This is a genomic window from Rhizobium sp. P1_E1, assembly GCF_056406015.1.
On sequence record NZ_JBFUAY010000003.1, the window covers coordinates 45595 to 60956 of the forward strand.

Genomic DNA, 15362 nt, shown 5'->3' on the forward strand with positions numbered 1-15362 from the left:
GAACCGGAAAGCCTGTTGCTGTATCGCCCGGCAGGCGTTTTCCCCTCAGGTGCCAGAGATTTATGTCGGTTGATTTCAGAGCCTGCGCGTCCGCCTAAGAAGAATTCGGGGAATGACGATGAAGACGTTTCTGATTCCGGCCGTCTTTGCCGCGGCTCTTTCTACCGTTGCGCCGGCTGAAGCAGCCGAATGCGGCACCGTTTCGATCGCCGAAATGAAATGGGCCTCGGCAGGAATTGCGGCGAGCTTCGACAAGATCATCCTGGAAAAGGGCTACGGCTGTTCCGTCACCATTGTCGATGGCGACACCCTGCCGACCTTTGCCTCGATGAATGAGAAAGGCACCCCTGACATCGCCTCGGAATACTGGATCAATTCCGTCAGGGCCCTGCTCGATCAAGCCGTCAACAGCGGCCGGCTGGTGCAGGGGGCCGAAATCCTGGCTGACGGCGCCGTCGAGGGTTGGTGGATCCCGAAATTCATCGCCGACGCCCACCCCGACATCCGCTCGGTCGAAGACGCGCTGAGACATCCCGAGCTCTTCCCCGCCGAGGACGACCCATCGAAGGGCGCAGTTTACAACTGTCCCGCCGACTGGAGCTGCCAGATATCAACCACCAACCTGTTCAAGGCGCTTGCTGCCGACAAGAAAAGCTTCGAGCTTGTCGAAACCGGCAGTCCCGAACAGTTGGATGCCTCGATTGCCCGCGCTTTCGAAAACAAGGTCGGCTGGCTCGGTTATTACTGGGCGCCGACCGCCATCCTCGGCAAATATGACATGACGCGCCTGAGCTTCGGCGTCGGCCACAACAAGAACGAATGGGACCGCTGTACCGCAGTTGCCGGCTGCGCCAGGCCGCAGCTGAATTCCTACCCGGTCTCGCGCGCCTTCACACTGATGACCCGGTCTTTCGCCAGCCGTGCCGGACCTGTTACGACCTATCTCAAGACCCGCAAATGGGACAATGAGACGATCAACCAGGTGCTCGCCTGGCAGGACGAAAACCGCGAAAGCAACGAGGATGCCGCGATCTATTTCCTTCGCAATTACGAGGGCCTGTGGACGAAATGGGTGCCTGTCGATGTAGCCGAGAAGGTCAAGGGGAGCTTATAACGACAAGACACGAGCAAGCATGGACGATTCGATGACAGGCAATGTTCCCTTTCCCGACCGCGATACCGTTGCGGAAAAGCTTGCCGCGCTGTCGGAGACCGACAAGTCGTATGTGGCGCTACTGATGGAAAACGCCGCCCAGGACGACAACCTGCTCGACGGCCTGCGCCGCCATCTCGATCTTGCCGCCGGATCGCGTTTCCTGAACTCGCTGAAGCTCGAAAATCTGGGAATTTGGCTCGGAACCCAGGCGCCGGACCGGTTACAGATCCGACTGATGGAAACCGCCCGCTCCAGCCAACATCCCGCCTACCAAGCCTTCCGGACCGGTCTCGACCGATCCGGCGGGCTGGAAAAGGTTTATCCCCCGGTCATCCGTTAGGATGGTCCGGCCCCGGTCATCCGTTAGGATGATCCGACTCCGGTCAGCACCTGATCCGGCGATTCTGGCAGCGATCTGAACGGTCGTTACTTCTTCGCGGCGCGGTCGACTGAGCGGCCGGCATCCTGCGTGGCGTTCACGGTATTTGCTGTATCCTTTCCTATGCCGCGGATCGTGTTTCCGCAGGAGGAAAGGGCAAGAAGAACCATCAAGGCTGCGGCAATTTTGGCCGTTGTCGTCATCTCGGATATCCTTGTTTGAAATCAACCCCGAACGGCGACAATTGCCGTCCGCGCCAATAACGCACGACAAACCAAAAGGTTCACCGGCTAGAAGGATACCTGTCACACTATCCGCGCATAATCCTTTGCGAAAATCGAATGGGATTTTCGGGGATTAGGCGGCGACCGCCTTTGCTCTCTCGGCAAAGGCGCCGCGAATGCTGTCGGCCACCGTCTCGATCGGCCCCGACACCTGCGAGGCGGTTAGTAGCCGGATATCGAAGGCGCCGAGTTCCGGCAGCCCTTCCTGAGGCCCCAGGATCGCCATGTCCTCGTTGACATAGGACAGCGGCAGTGGCGCGATGGCGAGATCGGAAAGCACGGCGGCGCGCTGCGCCATCGTGTGGCCGCTGAGATAGGCGACGCGATAATGCCGCTTGTTGCGTTCGAGTTGGGAGAGCGCCTCCTGGCGCCAGATGCAGCCATCCTCCCAGATCGAGATCGGCAGGGGATCTCGGCGATGCGCCGAACCGCACCTGGCGCCAGCCCAGACCAGCCGCTCGCGGAACACGACCTCGCCGCCCGTCGGGAACGGCCGTGTCGCACAGTTGATCAACGCGAGGTCGAGCCGCTGCTCCTCCATGCGCTTCTTCAGTCCGATGCTCATGTCGATCGTCACATCGACCATGATGCCGGGATAGCTCTCGGCGAAACTCTTCAGGATGCTCGGCAGCAGCCGTTCGCCGATATCCTCAGGCGCGCCGAGCCGCACGACGCCGCTAAGCTCCGGCATGATGAAGCGCGACACCGCCTCGTTCGACAGCGCCAGGATGTTGCGCGCGTAGGACAGCAACATCTCGCCGTGGCGCGTCAGCGACACCGAGCGGGCGTCGCGCAGAAACAGCGTTGCCCCCAGTTGTTCTTCAAGTTTCTTGATCTGCATCGACACCGCCGATGGCGTGCGGAAGACCGCCTCTGCGGCGGTCGAAAAATTGCCTGTCTCTGCGATAGCCACGAAGGTACGCAGCACCTCGTTATCAAGCAGCGGAATGGGACGGCGAAAGGGAATGCTCATCGTCGCATCTTTCAATTTTTCTGATTCATAACCCCATATCATTTTGTTTGATTGAATGTCAATTGACCCTCATATTTCGGGCGTCGGCAGCTAAATGCAGCAAAGGAGGCCCGACATGCCTCAAACAAACATCTGGAATATCGTACAGGCCCTTTCCGCATTCAAGTCGCAGAGGCGCAGGGATGCGAACCATGAGCATGCGCTCCGAGAGCTAAGGCGCTTTCCGCCACATCTGCTGGCAGATTGCCAGCGCGAGCTAGAGTTGACCGTCCCGGAGCGCCGCGCGTGCGATGGGACGCGGTAGAGACGCTTCATCCCTTTGAATCCGCTCAGGATCTGGGCACATCGATGCCGGTCAACTCGCAACGTCTTACTCGACTTGCGCCGCAGCGGATGATCGACGGTCGAACGCCGATCACATCCCGCCCAGCAGTTTGAACGCTATGATCCACATCGTGAAAGCGACGAGCGTTTCCAGCATGCGCCAGGATGAGGGTTTCGAGAAGATCGGCCTCAGCCGCTTTGCGCCATATCCGAGCGAAAAGAAGAACAGGAAGGAACCCGTCACCGCCCCTGCCGCAAAGGAAGCCTGCTCTCCCGGATATCGCGTCGATATCGTGCCGAGCAGCACGACCGTGTCGAGATAGACGTGGGGATTGAGCCAGGTGAGTGCGAGGCAGGTCGCCAGCGTCTGCCGAAAACTCGACGACTTTGCTTCCCCGGTCGTCAGAGCAGCGGACGACCGCAAGGCGGAATAGAGGCTTCTTGCCCCGTACCAGACCAGAAATGCGGCTCCGCCATAGCGCATGACCGGGTCGAGCCAGGGCATGAACCTGGCGATCTGCTGGAGGCTGGTCACACCAAGTACGATCAGCGCGGCATCCGATACCGCGCATGCGAGGCAGACGGCAAAGACATGTTCGTTTCGCAAGCCTTGCCGGAGGATGAAGGCGTTCTGCGCGCCAATGGCGACAATCAGGCTGAGGCCCATCATCAAGCCGGTTATATAGATCGAAAAATTCATCTCTTCGGCCAACGCCCCTCATTTCGGTAAGGTTGCGCTATCGCGATTGGGAGAATTAGGCTAGTTAATCTGACTTACCTAGATTAAGTGAAACTAATCCATGCTCGACTATTCCGCTCTTCGTGCCGTCGCAACCATTGTCCAGACAGGCAGCTTCGAGAGAGCCGCGACCGTCCTGAGCGTGACCCCGTCGGCCATTTCGCAGCGCGTGAAGCAGCTCGAGGAGCGTCTCGGCGTCGTCCTCATCGTCAGAGGCACGCCGTGCACGGCGACGGAAAAGGGAGAATGGCTCTGCCGCCATATGGAGAATGTCGGCATGCTCGAAGCAGAACTCTTCGGGCAGCTGCCGGCCCTCATCGATCCCGACGAACCTCGCCAAAGGGTCACGCTTCAAATCGCGACGAACGCCGACAGCCTCGGGACATGGTTCGTCGAGGCCATGTCGAGTTTCGCCAGGAGCTCTTCCTATCTGCTGAACGTCGCCGTCGACGACCAGGACCACACCGCCGAATGGCTAGAGCGCGGGCGGGTGATCGCCGCTGTCACCAGCCTGGAAAAGCCGGTCCGCGGATGCCGACGTTTTGCACTCGGCATTCTGCATTACCACGCAACTGCAACGCCCGATTTCGTCGCACGGCACTTTCCGCATGGCGTGACATCAGAGGCAATCCGCAACGCCCCGGCGCTGACCTTCAATCAGAAGGACAGGTTACAAAGCAGTTGGGTGCGGCGGATGTTCGGACGCGATCTCGACTATCCTACCCATTGGCTGCCGTCGCCGCAAAGTTTCGTCGAAGCCAGCCTACAGGGCATGGGTTGGGGGATGAACCCGACCCAGCTGACCCGCGAGCATCTCGCGTCCGGACGGCTGGTCGAGCTGGTGCCCGACACACCGCTCGATGTCCCGCTCTACTGGCAGATAAACCGCCTCGCCGCCGATCGCCTGGCGGATCTGACGCGCGAAGTCGTCACAGTGGCCAAGCGCCGTCTTTGACGCGTCACTCAAGAATGCAGCAGAACCGGGTCCCTTTTATCAAACGTAAGCCGTGCGGCTGCCGAACTCACTGGTCTCGTCAAAATTCGTCGTGCCGATACGCTCGCTTTCGCCGGAAAATTCTCCAGGAGCGTCACCGGCAGGCTTCGATGCAGCAGACGCCTGAGTTTGGCTGCTCTCGCTCGCTTCGAGCTTGGCAATCTTCGCTTCCAGCGTATCGATGGATTTTTCGATCGTGGCCTTCTCTTGCTCGTCCTGCGTTTCCGACAGGGCTGCCTTCTTTTCGGCAAGCTGTGCCTCGAGAGAGACAAGCTGATCCGACGAACTGGAAGACGAGGTTGTAGCGGCTGAACTCAAAATGGTGGATGCAGAACTGGAAATTGCGCTGACCATGAGCATGACTTTCGATGGTGGAATGTCATCGTTCTAGCCGCGGATGGTAAAGGTTCGATAAATAAAGTACCGGATAGTACCAAAATAACGGGGATGGCCACGCAAATAGCGCGCGCCTATGCGATGGCGATGATTTCCAGTTCCTGGCCGCCTGTCTCCACTACATCGCCGACAGCCTTGCCCATCAGCAACCGCGCCACCGGGGAAACGTAGGAAATCGATCCGGCCTTGGGATCGGCTTCGTCCTCTCCGACGATACGATAGGTCTGCACGCGCCCGTCGTCACGGCGGAAAGTCACCGTGCTGCCGAAGGCGACGGTGTCGATTGACGTAGGGTCAGGCACGAGCTGGGCGGTGCGAAGTCTTGCGGCTAAGTAGCGAAGATCACGCAAGGGACTGGCTGTCTGCCGCCGCCGTTCGTTCACGTCGTCGATGGTGCTCGCGCCATCATAGGCCTCGCGAGCCTCTTTGAAGCGCAGCTCGAGAGCCTTCAGTCCTGCTTCCGTAACAAGGTTCGGATGCGCCGAAATCGGACGATCGGGCAGCAGGGTTTCCGAAGCGGTTTCGAAACTCTCTTCCTTGGTAAAAGCGACGGCCAATCTCGGACTCCGTTTTAGCGCGATGCGCTCTTCTAGCTGATGGGCAATTGCCGCGAAACGATTGTCGGAACCATACACCGACCGCGGACGAACCGCCAATCTCGGTTGATAGGCGGCCGGCGCCGGCGGCAGAGGCAGCCCGCTTTCAAGGTCACCGCCCCGTAGCTGTTAAGCGGCGGAAACGTTCCGCACCACATGGCGGTGCTCGGCACCCTCATTTCGAAACATGCTGGGGTTTGCCCTTCCTCTTGGTTGAGGCGAACTCTTCGAGCTGCTTTTCGCTCATGGATTCGACCATTTGTTTCGAGGCGCCTTTGAGTTCACTCTTGGGTGTCTCGCCGCGCTTGGCCGAGAGGGCGGCGCCTGCGGCCTTCTGCTGGGCCCTGGACTTGGCTGGCATATCGATCTCCTATCGCTTGAACGGGCGGTGGCCGGCGTCAAAGTCATCATGCTCTAACTATCCTGTTCTAAGGAGGCTGCGGCCCGCAAGCCGCAGCCGACCGGCTGTCAGTTGATGGTGGCCCACTGGCTTCGAACATCCCTGGCGTTCTTCGACAGATGGACGTGAGCATCCACGTGATCGACCCAATCGATCGGGATCAAGTGGTGCTTGCCGTCCTCCGAATCGAGCTTCGTCAGCTTGATGCGCGTGGGGCCGTCGAGATGATCGACTGTGCCGACATGGGTGCCGTCGGCAGCCCGCACTTCCATATGTTCACGGATCTGCTCTGCGGAAATCATCGTTTCCTCCTTTGCATCATTGTCAGGTACGAAGCGGCAACGACGTGGAGCAGACTTGGTTCCCAACACGCGCGACCGTGTTCAATCAGCAGTCACGTCCCAATTGTCGTCCGGGTTGAAGGTCCGGATGCCAGTTCGCGAGGCGGGAGCGGCGGTGCCCGATAAATCGGCGTCGGCTGCTCCCACCGTCTCGGATCTGCAACCCCGCTGACACTGTCTCTGCGTAACATACCCCGATTATACGGGTAACGTCTCCGATCTTCGCGTAGTCTGGCCTTGTGCAGACTTCGACCGCCGCGGCGTGCGGCGTCGAGGCCTGCCTGAACTCGGCAGAGTTATGAGGAGCAGCCGCAGTGAGCACAGCAAGATGTCATAATGGCCGAATTCAACCGAGACTTTACCCAGGTCTGGAATGGATCTTGGCTCTCCTGCTGCTCTGCGTATTGGTCGGATGTGGCGGCCACCCGAAGAATGTGYTCATCCCCGTTGCCGACAGCGCGCCGAATTCCACCAAGGTCGACATGCTAGTGACCACGACGCGCAGCCGCTCCACGATACGGGGCGAAATGTTTACAGGCGAGCGCGCACTCGCCCCGGCCTTTGCCGACATCACCGTATCCATCCCCCCTGCAAACGTCCGAAAGGTCGGCGAAGTCGCCTGGCCGAAGAGGCTTCCATCCAATCCCGCAACCGATTTCGCAACCTTGAAAGCCGACGAGATCACGCGCGACGACGCCAAGAAATGGCTGAGCGCCTCGGTCAGGAAGAGCCACGACCGCAGCGTGCTGGTGTTCATTCACGGCTTCAACAACCGCTTCGAAGACTCCGTTTATCGCTTCGCTCAGATCGTCAAGGATTCCGGCGTCCATAGTGCTCCCGTGCTCGTGACATGGCCGTCGCGCGGCAGTCTGCTTGCATACGGATATGACAGGGAGAGCACGAACTACACGCGCAACGCATTGGAGATGCTCTTCCAATATCTCGCCAGGGATCCTGAAGTGAAGGAGGTGTCCATCCTCGCGCATTCCATGGGGAACTGGCTGGCGCTGGAAGCGCTTCGCCAGATGGCGATCCGCAACGGCCGCCTCCCTGCCAAGTTCGAGAATGTGATGCTRGCCTCGCCCGACGTGGATGTCGATGTCTTCCGCCAGCAGATCGTCGACATGGGCAAGCAGCATCCGCAGTTCACCTTGTTCGTCTCGCGAGATGACCGCGCGCTCGCAGTATCCCGCAGGGTATGGGGTGACGTCGCGAGACTCGGCGCCATCGATCCCGAGCAGGCTCCCTTCAAGAAGGAACTGGCCGACAGCCAGATCACGGTGATCGACCTCACCAAAGTCAAAGCGGGCGACAGACTGAACCACGGGAAATTTGCAGAATCGCCCGAGGTTGTTCAGCTGATCGGAGCGCGGATTTCCGACGGCCAGACGCTGACTGACAGCAAGGTCGGGCTCGGGGACAAGATCCTTGCCGCAACAACGAGCACGGCCGCCGCAGCGGGCAGCGCAGCCGGCCTGATCCTTGCCGCCCCGGTCGCAGTCGTCGATGCCGACACCAGAGATAATTATGCCGGCCAGGTCAGCGGCCTCACGGGTCCTATGGGCAAACAGCAGCGGGCGCCCGACTGCACTGCCGGAGGCCGATCGAAGGAGTCGTGCAGGCAATAACGGTTCAGGAATTGGCAACTGACAGTTCACAAAGATCAGGATAGACAATGCCACGAGTTTCCAAGATCCGCATGGTTAGATCGCTTCTCACGGCGGCCGCCCTGGCGGCCGTTCTCCTTTGTGCCTCCATTACCGTGGCTCAGACCGTGACGCCTGCGAACGCGCAGCCTGAAAGCGTTCAACGCTTCATTGGGATGTTCTCGGATCCTGACGTCCAGCGCTTCCTGCAACAGCAGTCCCAAGCAGCCCAGGCTGCGGCGAAACCGCCCTTGGCAACCCCGAACTCCGACCCATCATTCTCGGAATTCGCGATGCGATTCCGTGCCCACGCCTCCGGCCTTCTCGGCGCTATCCAGTCCTTTCCCCTGGAGACGATGCAAGGCGGGGCAGTGCTCGAACGGGACATCCAGGCGAATGGCGGGACGAGGCCGATCTTCCTGGTCGCGGCCTTCGTCGCCGTCGGTCTGGCCGCGCAATGGCTGTTCTGGTGGATCAGCGCCGGCTGGCGTGCATGGATGGCGCGCGCGCCCTTTGCCACGGTCCGCGAGAGGGTGGTGGCACTGGCCGCGAGGCTTCTGTGGGCGGCATGTTACGTCCTCTCCTTCGGGCTTGGCAGCATCGGCTTCTTCCTGCTGTTCCAATGGCCGCCTGTTATCCGGGAGATCGTCGTCGGCTATCTCTTCGCGATCGTCGTCTTCCGCCTGGCGAGCGCGCTTTTCGACGTGCTTCTCGCGCCCCGGGCAGAGGAAGAGGGTCGATTCCGTGTCGTCCCGATCACGAAGGATGCCGCCCGCCACTGGGCGAAACGCCTGGGCTATCTCGTCGGCTGGTATGCCTTTGGCTGGGTGACCATCCGCCTGCTCGGCACTCTCGGCTTTTCCGACCCGGCCCGGCAACTGGTCGCCTATTCGCTTGGCCTCGTGTTGCTCGTCATCGGCATCGAAGCTGTCTGGAGACGTCCGTCCCGATTGTCTGCCGGCCAAGCCAGCCGGATCGGACTACGCGCCCGGAATTGGCTCTGGACGGTCTATTTCGCTGGCGTCTGGCTGCTGTGGGTGGTGGGGGCCATGAAGCTGTTCTGGATCGCGGTGGTCTGCGCGGCATTGCCCGGCGCTATCGCCCTCACCAAGGCGTCGGTTAACAATATCCTGCACTCTTCCGCGGACCAGAAGGACGGCCAGCAAAGAAGCACCGTCGCTTCGGTGATTATCGAGCGCGGCATAAGGGCGGCGCTGATCGTCGGTGCGATCGTTCTGCTTGCGGACGCCTTGGACGTCAGACTGACGCAGATGACGATGCAGGATTCGCCGCTTCTCCGCCTCGTGCGCGGTCTCTTCAGCGCCGGGATCATTCTCCTGGTTGTCGATCTCGCCTGGAATGTGGTGAAAGTGCTGATCGATCGCAAGCTGGGCGACACCGAGGCCGTCCTTGAAGTCGGCAGCGAACGGGAGCGGCGACGCACGCGTCTCAGGACCCTGCTGCCGATCCTTCGCAATTTCCTCATGATCCTCTTCGTCGCCATCGCGATCATGATGGCGCTGTCATCGCTCGGTGTGGAAATCGGCCCCTTGATCGCCGGTGCCGGCGTAGTTGGCGTCGCCATCGGCTTTGGTGCGCAGACCGTGGTCAAGGACGTGATCAGCGGGATGTTCTACCTGCTCGACGACGCCTTCAGGGTGGGCGAATATATTCAGAGCGGCAGCTACAAGGGCACCGTCGAGTCCTTCAGTTTGCGATCCATCAAGCTCCGGCACCACCGCGGCGCCGTCTACATCGTCCCCTTCAGCGAGCTCGGAGCAGTCCAGAACATGAGCCGCGACTGGGTGATCGAGAAGATGACTATCACCATCACCTACGATTCCGACATCGAGAAGGCCCGCAAGATCATCAAGAAAATCGGCCTGGAACTGTTCGAGGATCCGGAATTCAAACCGACGACGATCGAGCCGCTGAAAATGCAGGGGATCGACAGCCTGGGTGACTCCGGCCTGCTCCTGCGGATGAAAGTCATGACGCTTCCGGGCCAGCAGTTCACGCTGAAGCGGCGCGCCCTGCGGATGATCCATCAGGCGTTCAACGAAAACGGCATCAAGCTCGCCGTGCCAACCGTCCAGGTCTCGGGCGGAAAGGACGACGCTGTTGCAGCCGCTGCCCAGCAGACGCTCGCGGCGCATAGTGCGGCGAGCGCCACGAACCCGGCCTGAGCGCGGCATTCTTCAGGCCCTTAAACAAGACACGAAAGCAATGGGAGGAAATGAAATGAAGTTCCCGGTCAACCTATCGCATGTGGTTGCGACACTTGCCGTGCTGATGACGGTCTGCACGCCCCTCCTCGTACCGGCGACGGCCGAAGCCCGTCGCGGCGCTGCGGCCTGCGGCCCGAGGGGCTGCGGCGCTGCGGCTTGCGGACCGCGCGGATGCGCTGCGGTCGGACGCACCAGTCCTGCCGTTCGGCCGCCCGTCCGGCGCGGCGTCGTGGTGGTGACCCCTCGCCGCTACTGGCGTCCGGGTACCGCCATCGCCGCAGGCGCCGCCATCGGCTTCGTCGCCGGAGCTGCCGCCGTTTCATTGGCAGGTACGCCGCCTCAGTCCGGTCAGTGCTGGTACTACACCTCACCCGACAAGACGACGGGCTTCTGGGACGTATGCCCGCGCTGAGTGGCTCGCAGAAGGCTCGCGAGTCGGCATCACGGCCACTATCATCGCCTCCGGCAAAGTCGTCTCGATCGCCAGCGCGATACTCGTCACCGGTCTGATCCGCCGCCCACTAAATCAAACAGAGCATGACGTCGTCCGAAAACAGCACACTCCTTTCGGTATTATGCTCCGCTCCGCAGATCTCCTTGCACGGAAAGCCAGGAGGCCCATGAGGATGACCGACCCTATAGTGGCCTCCAACGGGACTAGCGGGCGCACCGCCATCATTCAATATCTCTGATGTTATCCATAAGTTCTATTCGTTTGAATGATGAGTTCCCAAGGCCCATATTGTGATTATGGACATGGACGAACCTCCCATTGACGACCATGCCCCTGACCCTAGAAAGGAACCGGAAAATGACCACGCTCACCTATCGCGGTGGTGGTAAGTCCCTCACCTCCGGCCAAGGCCGCTTCGATCTGGCACATTATGCCCGTAAGCTCACCCTCGCCTGGACACGCTGGCAGACGGCTCGTGAAATCGAAGCCATGCCCTTCGACATCCGCAAGGACATCGGCTGGCCGAGCACGGACGACAGCAAACACCGGACCATGTAATGAATGCGACATTCCACCCAAGATAAGGGCGGCGTCTGCTTTGCGCAACGCCGCCTTTTTCGTGGCCTGACCGTCCATTCCCAAGCCCTTTTCAGTCTTGAATTTCAGTCGCCTATCAGCCCGTCATCAGCCCTATCCGCAGCCATTCCGGCAGTTTGATCGGCCAAATCGTGGCCGATGTCGCATATTTGCTCTTCCCGGCCGCATTTTTCCATGCCAGTRTCGCTTTCAGGACATCGGCGCGACGCATTCCGCGCAACGAATGTGTCATCGTCCCTCGAGCATGGATTTCGCTATGAACAGGATGCAGATCAAGAAGCGTTCGCTGGTCTTCTTTATGGTACCGCAATTCACCATGCTGCCCTTTTCGGCGGCCGTGGACACCTTGCGCATCGCCAATCGCATGCTCGGTTATCAGGCCTATACCTGGCGACTGACCTCCGTCGATGGGGAAAAAGTCTATTCCTCCTGCGGCATCGGCGTCGAGGCCAATTCCTCGCTTGCCGAGGAGCGCCGCCATCTCGGCGGCGAAAACCGGCCGGGCATGGTGCTCGTCTGTTCCGGCATCGATGTCGAGCAGTTCAACAACAAATCGGTCAATGCCTGGCTGCGTGAATGCTACAATCGCGGCGTCGCCGTCGGCAGCCTCTGTACAGGCGCGCATGTGCTTGCCCAGGCCGGCCTCCTGAACGGCAAGCGCTGCGCCATCCACTGGGAAAACCTGCCGGGCTTTTCGGAAGCCTTCCCGCAGGCGGAGGTCTATGCCGATCTCTACGAGATCGACGGCAATCTCTATACCTGCGCCGGCGGCACCGCCTCGCTCGACATGATGCTGAACCTCGTCGGCGAGGATTTCGGCGAAAGCCTTGTCAACCGCATCTGCGAGCAGCACCTGACCGACCGCGTGCGCAACCCGCACGACCGCCAGCGTCTGCCGCTGCGCGCCCGCCTCGGCGTGCAGAACGCCAAGGTGCTGTCGATCATCGAGTTGATGGAAGGCAATCTCGCCGAGCCGCTGTCGCTGATCGAGATCGCCGACGGCGCCGGTCTCTCCCGTCGCCAGATCGAACGGCTGTTCCGCCAGGAGATGGGCCGCTCGCCGGCCCGCTACTATCTGGAAATCCGCCTCGACCGTGCGCGCCACCTCCTGGTGCAGTCCTCGATGCCCGTCGTCGAGGTCGCCGTCGCCTGCGGTTTCGTCTCGGCCTCGCACTTCTCCAAGTGTTATCGCGAACTCTACCATCGCTCACCGCAGCAGGAGCGCGCCGAGCGCAAGATGACCATGGCGACCGCTCGCCAGGCCGTCGCCGCCTGAGACAATAAAAGACGGTCGCCGCCTGAGACAATAAAAGACGGTCGCCGCTTGAGATGATAAGACGGCCATCTGCCGCCTGATATGAAAGGCGGCGGCTTGGCTCTGCCCTTCGGATGGCGCTATTGCGCCGCCTCTTCCGTCATCCTGGCGTCGGAATAGACCTGGTTGCGGCCCCGGTGTTTGGCCATGTAGAGAAACTGGTCGGCGGCGTTTAGGTAATTCTCGAAGGTCTCGTAACCGCCGATCTCGGCGATGCCGATCGAAATCGTGACGCCGAGTTCCTCATCATCGGCCGTGACCTTCAGCCGCGAAATATCCGAGCGGATCTCGTCGCAGAGCTTGGTCGCGGCAGCGGAATCCATCTGCGGGAAGAGGATGGCGAATTCCTCGCCCCCGAGGCGCGACAGAAGATTGTCGCTGCCCTCGAAGATCGTAAACAGCCTGTTTGCGACAGCCTTCAGCACCTTGTCGCCGATCTCGTGGCCATAGGTGTCGTTCAGCCGCTTGAAATGGTCGATATCGAGAATGGCGACGGAACTCGGTACCTTCAGCCGCAGGCACTCGTTCACCAGCTTCGGGCCGTTGTCGTAGAAATAGCGGCGGTTATAGAGGCCGGTCAGGTAGTCGCAGGCCGCCGCCGCCCTCAGCTGCCGCATCTGCGCCAGCGTTTCGGCATTGTTGGCGATGCGGCATTGCAGCTCCTCGGCAACGAAGGGCCGGTAAACGAAATCGCTGGCGCCGGCCTTGAGGAAACTCGCCGAAAGCATGCGGTCGTTGGAGGAGGAAACGCCGATGACACGCAGCCTGTCCGAGCCGAAGCGATGGCGAATGCGCCGCGTCAGCTCGTAGCCGCTCATATCGGGCATATGGTGGTCGGTGACGACGAGCTCGATATCGCTGTAGGCCTCGAGCGCCGCCAGCGCCTCGAGCCCCGAATTTGCCTCGACGACGAGATATTGCTGTGCCTTGAGCAGGTCGACGAGCACCTGGCGCGCCGAGACGACATCGTCGACGACGAGCACCCGCGTCTTGCGGTTGGAGATCGCCCGTCGGACGGTGGCGACCAGATTGTCGAGCGCGAATTCATTGTCCTTCAGCACGTAATCGATGACATTGCGCTCCATGATCTTGTTGCGCGTGTTGAGATCGAATGTCGCGGTGAAGACGATTGCCGGGATATCGTGCTCGATCGTGCAGTCGAGCGCTTCACCATAGGGCGAATCCGGYAGGTTGAGGTCGACGACGGCCATGGTGTAGCCGTGCCCGTCCTCGGCAAGTTCCTTGCGAAGAGCTTTCAGCGACGGGCAGGATTTGACGGCAAGGCCGAGCTCCGTCTGGAATCGGTGACAGAGCACGGCGGAAAACATCCGGGAATCTTCAACCAGAAGTATCTTGAGCCCGCCGGAGCGCAGCCCGATACCATCCCGCTGGAAATCCGCTTGAAAAGCCACAGACCCTACTCCCCGATGCGTCCGATGGGCTCGACTCGGCCCTCTCCCCGGCGGGGACGATAACCGAGAGGCCTGTGCGCGTGAAGGGGACAAATAACAGCGACATTACCTGTAATTGCAGAAATTCGACGACTGTCCCCGACCGTGATATTCGTCCCTCTGGCGATACCGATACTGGAAGGGCCGTCAGGCAACCGCCCGCTCCTTGCGCATCGATTGAATCTGCAGCAGCGTATCGAGGTTCTGGTTGACGCGGCAATAGAACTCCTCGTCAATGAAGGGACGCAGCATGAAATCATTGCCGCCGGCCTTCAGGAATCGCGCCGAAAGCAGCCGGTTCGAGGAGGAGGAAACACCGATGATGCGCAGCTCGTGCGAGCCGATACTGGCGCGGATGCGCCGCGTCAGTTCGAAGCCGTCGATGTCGGGCATGTTGTAGTCGGTGATCATCAGGCCGATATCGCGGTTGGCCTTCAGGATCTCCAGCGCCTTGCCGCCGCTCTCGGCGACGCTGACACGAAAATTGTAGCGCTTCAGCCGGCTCGACAGCAGGGCGCGCGCGGTCGCACTATCATCGACGATCAGCACGTGGTGGCGGTGATTGGTGAGGAAGCGGCAGATCGATTCCGCCAGCAGGTCGACGGCAAAGATATTGTCCTTGAGGATATAGTCCACGATATCCTTGGCCATCAGCTTGTCGCGCATGCTTTCATGGAAAGTGCCGGTAAAGACGATTGTGGGTATAGAGAGATCGACCAGATATTCGAGCGCTTCGCCGTTTTCGGCGCCGGGCAGATTGATGTTCGAGATCGCCAGCGTGATCGGATCGGAAGACTTGTCGTAGGAAACCTGCAGATCCTCGAAGCTGCGGCAAATCTCGACATCGATGTCGAACAGCTCCTTGAGGCGTTTACTGATCATCGAGGTGAATACGTTGGAATCTTCCGCGACAATAATACGCGCACCAGCAAACATTTCCCCGGAATATTGCATCCCCGAAATACCTAGAAACGCCATAGCAAACCTTTGATGTAAAATCTGTCCCCGGATCAAACTGATACATCAATTGATTTGAATAATTATTAATCGGCGCGCCCAGTTCTAAACGAAGAGGCGGCTCAATGGCGC

Annotated in this window: 18 protein-coding genes; 9 read left to right on the top strand and 9 right to left on the bottom strand. The window is 60.2% G+C overall.

Translation table 11 applies throughout. From position 1 onward, the window contains the following. Positions 1-112: 112 nt before the first annotated feature. Complete coding sequence (locus AC1D1Z_RS02540) at positions 113-1114, top strand: glycine betaine ABC transporter substrate-binding protein (RefSeq protein ID WP_018447275.1); 1002 nt, start codon at positions 113-115, stop codon at positions 1112-1114. 19 nt (positions 1115-1133) lie between these two features. Then, positions 1134-1496: a hypothetical protein gene (locus tag AC1D1Z_RS02545; protein WP_028733111.1), complete on the top strand. Its 363-nt coding sequence runs from the start codon at positions 1134-1136 to the stop codon at positions 1494-1496. An 86-nt stretch (positions 1497-1582) separates the two neighbouring features. On the opposite strand, the gene AC1D1Z_RS02550 is transcribed toward AC1D1Z_RS02545, so the two are convergent. Together AC1D1Z_RS02550 and AC1D1Z_RS02555 are read right to left on the bottom strand one after the other, a co-directional pair. Beyond that, positions 1583-1738: an entericidin domain-containing protein gene (locus AC1D1Z_RS02550; RefSeq protein WP_003540537.1), complete on the bottom strand. Its 156-nt coding sequence runs from the start codon at positions 1736-1738 to the stop codon at positions 1583-1585. Positions 1739-1892: 154 nt separating this feature from the next. Next, entirely contained in the window at positions 1893-2834 is a 942-nt protein-coding gene (locus AC1D1Z_RS02555; protein WP_018242411.1) for a LysR family transcriptional regulator, read from the bottom strand. A 73-nt stretch (positions 2835-2907) separates the two neighbouring features. On the opposite strand from AC1D1Z_RS02555, the gene AC1D1Z_RS02560 reads away from it, so the two are divergent. Beyond that, the gene (locus AC1D1Z_RS02560; protein WP_018242412.1) at positions 2908-3096 is read left to right on the top strand and encodes a hypothetical protein; all 189 of its coding nucleotides are present in this window, start codon (positions 2908-2910) and stop codon (positions 3094-3096) included. A 111-nt stretch (positions 3097-3207) separates the two neighbouring features. Here the strand turns inward: AC1D1Z_RS02560 and AC1D1Z_RS02565 are convergent, their stop codons facing one another. Continuing rightward, positions 3208-3816 carry a LysE/ArgO family amino acid transporter gene (locus tag AC1D1Z_RS02565; RefSeq protein ID WP_032994612.1) on the bottom strand — a complete coding sequence of 203 codons (609 nt, stop codon included), beginning with the start codon at positions 3814-3816 and terminating at the stop codon, positions 3208-3210. Between the two features lie 100 nt (positions 3817-3916). On the opposite strand from AC1D1Z_RS02565, the gene AC1D1Z_RS02570 reads away from it, so the two are divergent. Beyond that, positions 3917-4810: a LysR family transcriptional regulator ArgP gene (locus AC1D1Z_RS02570; protein WP_130652579.1), complete on the top strand. Its 894-nt coding sequence runs from the start codon at positions 3917-3919 to the stop codon at positions 4808-4810. Positions 4811-4849: 39 nt separating this feature from the next. Here AC1D1Z_RS02570 and AC1D1Z_RS02575 read toward each other — a convergent pair whose 3' ends face one another. The 4 genes from AC1D1Z_RS02575 to AC1D1Z_RS02590 form a co-directional block, all read right to left on the bottom strand. Continuing rightward, the gene (locus AC1D1Z_RS02575; protein ID WP_047621447.1) at positions 4850-5209 is read right to left on the bottom strand and encodes a hypothetical protein; all 360 of its coding nucleotides are present in this window, start codon (positions 5207-5209) and stop codon (positions 4850-4852) included. 110 nt (positions 5210-5319) lie between these two features. After that, positions 5320-5802, bottom strand: a complete 483-nt coding sequence (gene greA, locus AC1D1Z_RS02580; RefSeq protein ID WP_047621449.1) for a transcription elongation factor GreA — start codon at positions 5800-5802, stop codon at positions 5320-5322. A 214-nt stretch (positions 5803-6016) separates the two neighbouring features. After that, complete coding sequence (locus AC1D1Z_RS02585; protein ID WP_028733115.1) at positions 6017-6202, bottom strand: DUF3008 family protein; 186 nt, start codon at positions 6200-6202, stop codon at positions 6017-6019. A gap of 107 nt (positions 6203-6309) precedes the next feature. Then, complete coding sequence (locus tag AC1D1Z_RS02590; protein ID WP_012757858.1) at positions 6310-6543, bottom strand: DUF2171 domain-containing protein; 234 nt, start codon at positions 6541-6543, stop codon at positions 6310-6312. Between the two features lie 353 nt (positions 6544-6896). Between AC1D1Z_RS02590 and AC1D1Z_RS02595 the strand changes: the two genes are divergently transcribed. From AC1D1Z_RS02595 to AC1D1Z_RS02615, 5 genes are all read left to right on the top strand, one after another. Further along, the gene (locus tag AC1D1Z_RS02595; protein ID WP_477849412.1) at positions 6897-8210 is read left to right on the top strand and encodes an alpha/beta hydrolase; all 1314 of its coding nucleotides are present in this window, start codon (positions 6897-6899) and stop codon (positions 8208-8210) included. 47 nt (positions 8211-8257) lie between these two features. Then, entirely contained in the window at positions 8258-10414 is a 2157-nt protein-coding gene (locus tag AC1D1Z_RS02600) for a mechanosensitive ion channel family protein (RefSeq protein ID WP_047621452.1), read from the top strand. Between the two features lie 55 nt (positions 10415-10469). Beyond that, positions 10470-10868, top strand: a complete 399-nt coding sequence (locus tag AC1D1Z_RS02605; protein ID WP_047621453.1) for a hypothetical protein — start codon at positions 10470-10472, stop codon at positions 10866-10868. Positions 10869-11267: 399 nt separating this feature from the next. Next, positions 11268-11468 carry a hypothetical protein gene (locus AC1D1Z_RS02610; protein WP_018447267.1) on the top strand — a complete coding sequence of 67 codons (201 nt, stop codon included), beginning with the start codon at positions 11268-11270 and terminating at the stop codon, positions 11466-11468. 295 nt (positions 11469-11763) lie between these two features. Then, a complete protein-coding gene (locus AC1D1Z_RS02615; protein ID WP_018242426.1) occupies positions 11764-12783 on the top strand; it encodes a GlxA family transcriptional regulator in 1020 nt (339 codons plus the stop codon). Positions 12784-12902: 119 nt separating this feature from the next. Here AC1D1Z_RS02615 and AC1D1Z_RS02620 read toward each other — a convergent pair whose 3' ends face one another. Next, on the bottom strand, positions 12903-14234 hold the full coding sequence (locus AC1D1Z_RS02620; RefSeq protein ID WP_047620983.1) for a diguanylate cyclase: 1332 nt from the start codon (positions 14232-14234) through the stop codon (positions 12903-12905). Positions 14235-14420: 186 nt separating this feature from the next. Beyond that, positions 14421-15251, bottom strand: a complete 831-nt coding sequence (locus tag AC1D1Z_RS02625) for a response regulator (protein WP_047620984.1) — start codon at positions 15249-15251, stop codon at positions 14421-14423. Positions 15252-15362: the final 111 nt, after the last annotated feature.

Coding starts and splice junctions, on each gene's coding strand:
- AC1D1Z_RS02605 (WP_047621453.1), top strand. CDS start 10,470: ATGAAGTTCCCGGTCAACCTATCGCATGTGGTTGCGACACTTGCCGTG.
- AC1D1Z_RS02565 (WP_032994612.1), bottom strand. CDS start 3,816: ATGAATTTTTCGATCTATATAACCGGCTTGATGATGGGCCTCAGCCTG.
- AC1D1Z_RS02600 (WP_047621452.1), top strand. CDS start 8,258: ATGCCACGAGTTTCCAAGATCCGCATGGTTAGATCGCTTCTCACGGCG.
- AC1D1Z_RS02555 (WP_018242411.1), bottom strand. CDS start 2,834: ATGATATGGGGTTATGAATCAGAAAAATTGAAAGATGCGACGATGAGC.
- AC1D1Z_RS02575 (WP_047621447.1), bottom strand. CDS start 5,209: ATGCTCATGGTCAGCGCAATTTCCAGTTCTGCATCCACCATTTTGAGT.
- AC1D1Z_RS02540 (WP_018447275.1), top strand. CDS start 113: ATGACGATGAAGACGTTTCTGATTCCGGCCGTCTTTGCCGCGGCTCTT.
- AC1D1Z_RS02590 (WP_012757858.1), bottom strand. CDS start 6,543: ATGATTTCCGCAGAGCAGATCCGTGAACATATGGAAGTGCGGGCTGCC.
- AC1D1Z_RS02560 (WP_018242412.1), top strand. CDS start 2,908: ATGCCTCAAACAAACATCTGGAATATCGTACAGGCCCTTTCCGCATTC.
- AC1D1Z_RS02570 (WP_130652579.1), top strand. CDS start 3,917: ATGCTCGACTATTCCGCTCTTCGTGCCGTCGCAACCATTGTCCAGACA.
- AC1D1Z_RS02625 (WP_047620984.1), bottom strand. CDS start 15,251: ATGGCGTTTCTAGGTATTTCGGGGATGCAATATTCCGGGGAAATGTTT.
- AC1D1Z_RS02585 (WP_028733115.1), bottom strand. CDS start 6,202: ATGCCAGCCAAGTCCAGGGCCCAGCAGAAGGCCGCAGGCGCCGCCCTC.
- AC1D1Z_RS02610 (WP_018447267.1), top strand. CDS start 11,268: ATGACCACGCTCACCTATCGCGGTGGTGGTAAGTCCCTCACCTCCGGC.
- AC1D1Z_RS02550 (WP_003540537.1), bottom strand. CDS start 1,738: ATGACGACAACGGCCAAAATTGCCGCAGCCTTGATGGTTCTTCTTGCC.
- AC1D1Z_RS02545 (WP_028733111.1), top strand. CDS start 1,134: ATGGACGATTCGATGACAGGCAATGTTCCCTTTCCCGACCGCGATACC.
- AC1D1Z_RS02615 (WP_018242426.1), top strand. CDS start 11,764: ATGAACAGGATGCAGATCAAGAAGCGTTCGCTGGTCTTCTTTATGGTA.